General features: G+C 41.5%; 8 protein-coding genes. 2 read left to right on the top strand and 6 right to left on the bottom strand.

From position 1 onward, the window contains the following. Positions 1-8 precede the first annotated feature (8 nt). A complete protein-coding gene (locus ACFQNG_RS18490) occupies positions 9-1,289 on the bottom strand; it encodes an ArsB/NhaD family transporter (RefSeq protein ID WP_379867387.1) in 1,281 nt (426 codons plus the stop codon). A 718-nt stretch (positions 1,290-2,007) separates the two neighbouring features. Here ACFQNG_RS18490 and ACFQNG_RS18495 point away from each other — a divergent pair. Beyond that, positions 2,008-2,373, top strand: coding sequence for a Na-translocating system protein MpsC family protein (locus tag ACFQNG_RS18495; RefSeq protein ID WP_379867389.1), 366 nt, complete (start codon positions 2,008-2,010; stop codon positions 2,371-2,373). Between the two features lie 270 nt (positions 2,374-2,643). On the opposite strand, the gene ACFQNG_RS18500 is transcribed toward ACFQNG_RS18495, so the two are convergent. Genes ACFQNG_RS18500 through ACFQNG_RS18515 form a run of 4 tightly spaced genes read right to left on the bottom strand, consistent with a single transcriptional unit; the run spans position 2,644 to position 5,537 of the window. Next, positions 2,644-3,366: a hypothetical protein gene (locus tag ACFQNG_RS18500; RefSeq protein WP_379867390.1), complete on the bottom strand. Its 723-nt coding sequence runs from the start codon at positions 3,364-3,366 to the stop codon at positions 2,644-2,646. Then, on the bottom strand, positions 3,363-4,073 hold the full coding sequence (locus ACFQNG_RS18505) for a fluoroquinolone export ABC transporter permease subunit (RefSeq protein ID WP_379867391.1): 711 nt from the start codon (positions 4,071-4,073) through the stop codon (positions 3,363-3,365). The genes ACFQNG_RS18500 and ACFQNG_RS18505 overlap by 4 nt, the downstream gene beginning before the upstream one ends. Beyond that, positions 4,070-4,924, bottom strand: coding sequence for an ABC transporter ATP-binding protein (locus ACFQNG_RS18510; protein WP_379867393.1), 855 nt, complete (start codon positions 4,922-4,924; stop codon positions 4,070-4,072). Before ACFQNG_RS18510 ends, ACFQNG_RS18505 begins: the two co-directional genes overlap by 4 nt. 4 nt (positions 4,925-4,928) lie before the next feature. Further along, on the bottom strand, positions 4,929-5,537 hold the full coding sequence (locus tag ACFQNG_RS18515) for a TetR/AcrR family transcriptional regulator (RefSeq protein WP_379867394.1): 609 nt from the start codon (positions 5,535-5,537) through the stop codon (positions 4,929-4,931). A gap of 68 nt (positions 5,538-5,605) precedes the next feature. Here ACFQNG_RS18515 and ACFQNG_RS18520 point away from each other — a divergent pair, with 68 nt between their 5' ends. Then, positions 5,606-6,016 (top strand): DUF2399 domain-containing protein, encoded by a 411-nt coding sequence (locus tag ACFQNG_RS18520; RefSeq protein ID WP_379867395.1) that lies wholly within the window; start codon positions 5,606-5,608, stop codon positions 6,014-6,016. Between the two features lie 142 nt (positions 6,017-6,158). Here the strand turns inward: ACFQNG_RS18520 and ACFQNG_RS18525 are convergent, their stop codons facing one another. After that, positions 6,159-6,491, bottom strand: coding sequence for a helix-turn-helix domain-containing protein (locus ACFQNG_RS18525; RefSeq protein WP_379867398.1), 333 nt, complete (start codon positions 6,489-6,491; stop codon positions 6,159-6,161). Positions 6,492-6,703: the final 212 nt, after the last annotated feature.

The raw sequence follows: 6,703 nt of genomic DNA on the forward strand, positions 1-6,703 counted from the left end.
CTCCTTTGTTATATCAAATATCGCAAATACACATACACACTGGCCATAACCACGGATAGCAACATCAGAGGAAATCCATATTTCAAATACTGGACAAACGTGATTGGATGCCCTTCTTTGCCTGACATCCCAGCTACAATCAGATTGGCGCTCGCCCCGATCAACGACCCGTTTCCTCCCAAACAGGCTCCCAGCGCAAGACTCCACCACAATGGTTCCAAATTGCTGATTCCCATCTGCCCCATCTCTTGTATCATGGGGATCATCGTTGCGACAAATGGAATATTGTCAAGGAAAGCAGACGCGATCGCACTGAGCCACAATATCAACATGGAAGTGATGACGATATTGCCTTCAGTTAGTTCCATCGCTTGTTCCGCCAATTGGGCGATCACCCCCGTTTCGATCAGGCCGGAGACGAGGACAAACAAACCGATGAAGAAAAAGATCGTCATCCACTCCACCTTGGCAAACGCTTCTTCCATCGTATGCTCCCCGGTCAACAGGAGCAAAAGAAAGGCACCCGCCAAAGCTACCGTTGCAGACTCAAGATGGAGCAACTGATGCAAGAAAAATCCAAGAATGGTCAGTCCCAACACGGTTAAGCATTTGCGGAGCAGTTTGTGGTCGGTGATCACTTCTTTTTCATCCATTTTCATCACGCTGTTTTTCAGTTCGGCAGTCGTTTGAATCTGCTTGCGAAACAGCAGAAGGAACAGCGGCACATATACCGCCATAATCAAGATTGCGATCGGAGCCAAATTGACAATAAAAGACATAAAGGTCAGCTCTTTCACCGCGCTCCCAATCATGATGTTGGGCGGATCGCCAATCAGCGTCGCCGTGCCCCCCACGTTGGAAGCGATGATCTGCGTGATTAAAAACGGAATCGGGGAGACCTGAAGTTGGCGTGTAATGCTGAAGGTGATAGGAACCATGAGAAGAACGGTTGTGACATTGTCCAAAAACGCCGATCCAACCGCTGTGATCAATGACAGAGATATCAGGATGCGAACCGGATTGCCTTTCGCTTGTTTGGCTGCCACCACGGAAATATACTTAAACAATCCCGTGTCCGCAGTGATGTTCACAATTATCATCATGCCGACAAGAAGGCCCAGCGTATTGAAATCAATATGGTGAATGGCGGTCTCCTGGTTGACAATGCCTAGCGTCACCATGAGTCCTCCGCCAATCATGGCGACAATGGTGCGATGAATTTTCTCAGAAATGATCAACGCATAAATAATGAGGAAAATACCGATTGCCCAAATTGCTTGTTGTTCCATAAGTAGCCTCCTGAATTTAATTGACATTTTTATTTATATCCACAAAAAATGTGGTTATAGGAAAATAACTTGAAATGCGAAAAACTTTTCAGCAACAAACTTTATCTCTTCACCGAGATAAAGAAAAATGCAAAAGGAGACTGCTAAGTGGCAGTCTCCTCCCAATAATATGTATTCAGTTATTGACCATTAATATTATATGTTTTTTAATGCAAAAGGTAAAGTGTTGATAAAAATTGTTATGAGAATGGCATTTTTTGGAAGTTGTTGGGAAGTTGTGTACAGGTTACAGTTTGTGAGCAATCGCCTTCAACACAAGAAGGATCAACAGCAGGTTAATAATGGCGTTAACATCCTGTATATTCCTTATGATAAAGTGCATAATAATAACAGAATGTTATATTGAAGCGTTTTTTAGGAGGAGCCTGTCACCGACAGGCTCCTTATGCCTTTTATTACCCAAACTCACAGAAGTGTAGGGATCCAACTGATGGATGATTTCTGGAGAACTTTTATAAGCTTTGGCGTTCCTTTTTCCGTTTCTCGTCATAAACGATATTAATGATCATAATGGTAAAAAAATAAGAACGGTAGGGACTTCGCTCTTACTTCGTTATTGGGCTTTAACCAATTAGAAATTGTAAGGTCCATTTGAACAGCCAGTTGAAATGGAAGACATCGAAAGGCATTGAAAAAAACGAATAAGGAGAATAGAGAGATGAAAATCAAAAATTTGTTTACATACCAAAAAATGATTTGCAAAGCTTTTAGCGATTGCCAAACTCGACTACTTGAAACCAGATGTACTGATATTGAAGCATTTATAAATAGAAACATGATCATCATCATTTACAGAGTCACTTCGGTAAGTGAAGAAAAGCATTCTCGTTCTACAATTCGTGGAAGAAGAATAGACCGTATACTACACCAGATTAAACAAGATGAATATCACTCCTCTATGAAAGCAATCCTTTCTGAAATTACCGGTTATGATGTAGTATTTATTCAATCCAATATTCCAGTCAGTAATGAAGAACAAATAGAAATATACCGTATGGATGGGGAGATTTTGGCACTCAATTAAAGGTATTTGGCGTTCCAATTTATCGGGGAGGGCAGGCTCCTTTCAGAGCCGTCTTAGTATTTAAATGGTAAGTGGCCTAGAACCAGCAACTGAATGACTGAACGCAATTTGCCTAAATAATGGAATAAGTTGAGCCGCTTTCTGTTAACGTGGCTCAAAAAACAGGGGATTGACGATGCACTCATCCAGCCTTATTGCAAGGTGAACAGTTTTGTTTCACCCTCCATCTTGGATCCATCCAATGATTCGTTCTTGTAACTTCCCTTGTACCTAATCCACCCTTCGCTCAAACGCACGAAACAAATACCATAGCAATACTCCATGAATCAAAAAGCCAATCAGAAAATAAATAAGCATATCCATGCTGTGACAATCTGCAAAAAATACTTTTGCCATCCAGTATGTTGGAAGGATTCCAGCTATCATCTGCCATGGCCATTCGACCCAATATGCGATTATGGGTGCGATGATAACAAGCCCAGCTATTTTCGATAAAGCTAATCCCTCCACTTTATTTGCAGAGAAAGCGACGAGAAACAACGCAATTATAGGTGCTTCAAGGGAAAGTAACAAGAGACTAGGGAGAAATAACAGAATATCGATCTTTGCTAATTCTGTAAAATAAGCGGTAAATACCGAGAAGAGAAGGCTTAATAAAACTGGTACAATCAATCGAACCTTTAAATAACCTGATTTACGTAAAGGAGTGATGGCAAAGAGCTGAATCAGTTGTTCATCACGTTCACCCAGCATCATATAACCTGACACCAAGCCTGCCATAAGAGAAATAATCTGGAGAACCATCACTAACATTAGATCATAGTACACTGTTAAATCGAAGAAAACAAAGATCTGTAACCACTCCGCTACGACCGGTGGGAGGAGACGAAAAGTTAACGCCAATAGAATGGGACCTACTATAATCATGATGAGCATCGGGTCGCGGCGGATATTTTTTACATCTGCTAAGACAAGGAGAAAAAATCGTCTCATGAAGAGATTCCTCCTATTCGTCTAATGATATAATGCTGAAATGAACGCTCTGCCCATCGATATGCGATAACTACCCAGACGATGAACCATCCCAGCAATGCGATGGATGGTATAAATTCTAGTGGTTGAAACGGGTCTTCGATCAGAAGAAGCGATGCTTGGGTTGGCAATAGATAATAGAGTGGTGTATCCATCCATCCCACATAGCCGAGCAGGGGAACGGTAAATACCAGTGTGTACAGAGGAGAAACTAGAAAAAAATCATTCAATGTTTGACAGCGAACAGCAATTCCCAACCCAATCAAGGTAAAAAAAGCAGAGGTAAGGAAAACACCGAGAATAAATAAGACTGAGAGTTGAGCGAAGCCAAAGGTAAAAAGATGAATAGCTGTACTGGTACCAACAGAGAGAAGGGAGAGGGATAAGACCTTAGCCCCTATATATTCGCGTACCCGAAGGGGTGCGATAAACAGATTCTCATAAATACTTTGCTCTTTTTCCAATAGCACAATCCCGCTGATAAAAAAATATCCTAATGCACTTGGATCAGAAAGAATGATCACTACCGTAGCTTTCACTTTCCACTCAATCGGTAAGAAATGAAGAAAAACCACATATAGGAAAGTCACTAGGAGATATACAGCATAAAATCTATGTCTTACTTGAAATCTTACATCATGTCGGAATGCTGCCATCATTCTGCTCATGATAATTCCCTACCTGTTACTTCGATAAAAATCTGCTCCAAGGTGGTTTCCAAGGTATGCATCGTTTCGATCTCTTTTTCCTGAAGCACGCGTAGGAAAGAATGATTGGTACCGATTCCCTCTAGTTCAAAATCGGCTGACTGTATAGTGCTATTCTCCTTGTACTCAACGCGAACGCTTTTTTCTCCTTTTCTAATCTTTAGTTCTCTAGGAGAGTCGATCAGAGCAATTTTTCCATCGACAATAAAAGCAACCCGATCACAAATTTCCTCCGCTACATTCATATTGTGGGTTGTGATGAGAATGGTTCGACCCTCAGCTTTCTTCTCCAAAATGAGGTCTTTAACCATCTTCGCATTAGTTGGATCAAGCCCGGATGTAGGCTCATCCAAAAAAAGAAGCTCCGGTTTGTTCAAAAGTGCCCGACATAAATTAAGTCTCATCTTCATTCCCTTGGAAAAATCAGCTACTCTCCTATTTCCATCTTTCTCAAGACCTACCATCTCCAACAGCTTGAATGGATCTTCCATCTCTACTGAATAAAGCGAGCGAAAAAGTGATAAATTCTCCATTGCTGTAAATCGGCTGTAAAAGTTAGGAAACTCAAAGGCAACACCTATCTTTTCTTGATAAGCGGAATCAACCTGATCTAACTCCTGTCCCATCACTTGCACACTACCTTTATAATCTTTCAGAAGTCCAATTAATATTTTTTGAAGCGTGCTTTTCCCTGCACCAGAAGGTCCCAAAAAGCCAAATATTTCTCCCTTTTGAATGTAGAAATCGATACCCTTAATTGTATTTTCTTGATTTCCGGGGTATTGATAATATAAGTTCTGAACCTCAATCATAAGCTCAGTCCCCTTTTTCCATTAATCCATCTGCGATGAAATCGATATATAACTCAATCGTAGGTTGGTACAGCTCTTCTCCAATCATCTTCTTTTGCAAGGTAAGAAGAATTAGAGAACGAATCACGCTAATAATCAACTCAGGATCTAACTTCACCATCTTCCCTTCCTGCTGCCAACGCTGAATCAGTGGAAGAAATACATTTGAATCCTTCGCCATATGCTGCTCCAACTTTTCAGGTGGCAATCTTCGGAGTAATTGCTCCAGTACACCTTCCTCATATACTTGACGAAAAATCGGATGAGTATCAATTATCGCAATCGCCCTTTGTAGAAATTGCTTAAACTCTTCCTTCGTGAAGGCGGGAGAAGTCAAATAATCAGTTAACAAAGATTGCCGAACCTGTTCTTCTTCCATCCCTAATATTTCAAAATACAGCTCTTCCTTAGATGAAAAGAAGAGATAAAAGGTTCCTTGAGCAATTCCCACTGCTTTCGTCAGACTCGCAATACTGGTTTTCTTTAATCCAAATATGCCAAACATGTTCTTTCCTATCTCCAGTAACTGAAGACGAATCTGCTCTTTCTCACGCTCTGTAAACTTTTTACCCATAACCTCACTCCATTTTATGATCATATGAATAAAATTGTTTTTTATTCATAAAAAACGTAAACCATTCTATGACAATAGTCAAGACCTTTAGTTTTCGGGATTTGAGAGGTGAAGCGCATCACCATTGTTGGACGAATGCCGCCTTGCCTATCTTGCTTTGCAAGCCAAGTGTGGCTATCCTTCGGCTGATCGAACTCTTTTTGGAACAAGAGGAACCAGCGCAACGTCTGTGCTATTCTGGCGATTTTGATGTGGCTAGCCTTCAAGTGACGCTGGCTTTAGCTAACCGGTTTGCGCCCGGTTTCGTTCCATGGTGGCCAGGTGCCGATACATATAAATGTTGGTCGGTGCATGGACCCACTTTGTCACAGGAGGAAAAGGAACGTTTGCAAAGAATGGAGATTCCTTGGGATACATCGTTGCCTATTACGATGGCACATGTGGGACGAAAAATTGTTTCAGGAAACGTTTGTTGCTGAATTGGTTGAGGACTGGCTGACCGAGTTGCGCATTTTGTAGATGATGAAGGGTATAGAGCTTGTGCAGTTGAACCAATTCAATTATTTAAGTACTATCCAAGTAAACACCCTCTGTGCCAAATCTTCAGAGGGTGTTTATTTGTCAGTAACCTGATTTTAGTATCTGGATATATCTATGTAGAACCCGTAAATGTTTATTCAATGGCCTACAGATATCCCTTTCCCAGTTTCTTAATGATTTCGTGTCAACAGATAGCAGTTTTGCAAACTCTTCTTTTGTTAACCCGTGATAAAGTCGGGCCTTTTTAATTTTTTGCCCAAGTGTATTTTCTGGCAAAAGTTCAAAGCATCCTAGATATGAAATAGTTTCACCTAATACTCTTGAGATTCGTCGGAGAGTGGTGATCGTCGGCTTTGATTTGTTATTTTCAATGTCACTGATCGCCGCATCGCTCAAGCCGGCTGCTTTGGCCAGTTCTTATGGTCATGTTGCGTGAAATCCGGGCATTTCTCACTCGTGCGGCAGTGGTTGTGTTGGTGGGATCATAATAATGGCTTCTGGTGACATTCAGCTTTTCCGTTCGAGTTAATGTAACTCCAATATTGTTATCTGCACGCTTGTCCCTGCGGCTTTTTCGGCTACGAGGAAGACCGCAGTTGCACCTGCACCCCGCACCAGGTGCAACG

This window comes from Laceyella putida (assembly GCF_042665195.1).
Taxonomy (GTDB): Bacteria; Bacillota; Bacilli; order Thermoactinomycetales; family Thermoactinomycetaceae; genus Laceyella; species Laceyella putida.

Bases quoted from the DNA above. Each gene is read 5' to 3' on its own strand.
- ACFQNG_RS18490 (WP_379867387.1), bottom strand. From the start codon at position 1,289: ATGGAACAACAAGCAATTTGGGCAATCGGTATTTTCCTCATTATTTAT.
- ACFQNG_RS18495 (WP_379867389.1), top strand. From the start codon at position 2,008: ATGAAAATCAAAAATTTGTTTACATACCAAAAAATGATTTGCAAAGCT.
- ACFQNG_RS18500 (WP_379867390.1), bottom strand. From the start codon at position 3,366: ATGAGACGATTTTTTCTCCTTGTCTTAGCAGATGTAAAAAATATCCGC.
- ACFQNG_RS18505 (WP_379867391.1), bottom strand. From the start codon at position 4,073: ATGAGCAGAATGATGGCAGCATTCCGACATGATGTAAGATTTCAAGTA.
- ACFQNG_RS18510 (WP_379867393.1), bottom strand. From the start codon at position 4,924: ATGATTGAGGTTCAGAACTTATATTATCAATACCCCGGAAATCAAGAA.
- ACFQNG_RS18515 (WP_379867394.1), bottom strand. From the start codon at position 5,537: ATGGGTAAAAAGTTTACAGAGCGTGAGAAAGAGCAGATTCGTCTTCAG.
- ACFQNG_RS18520 (WP_379867395.1), top strand. From the start codon at position 5,606: ATGACAATAGTCAAGACCTTTAGTTTTCGGGATTTGAGAGGTGAAGCG.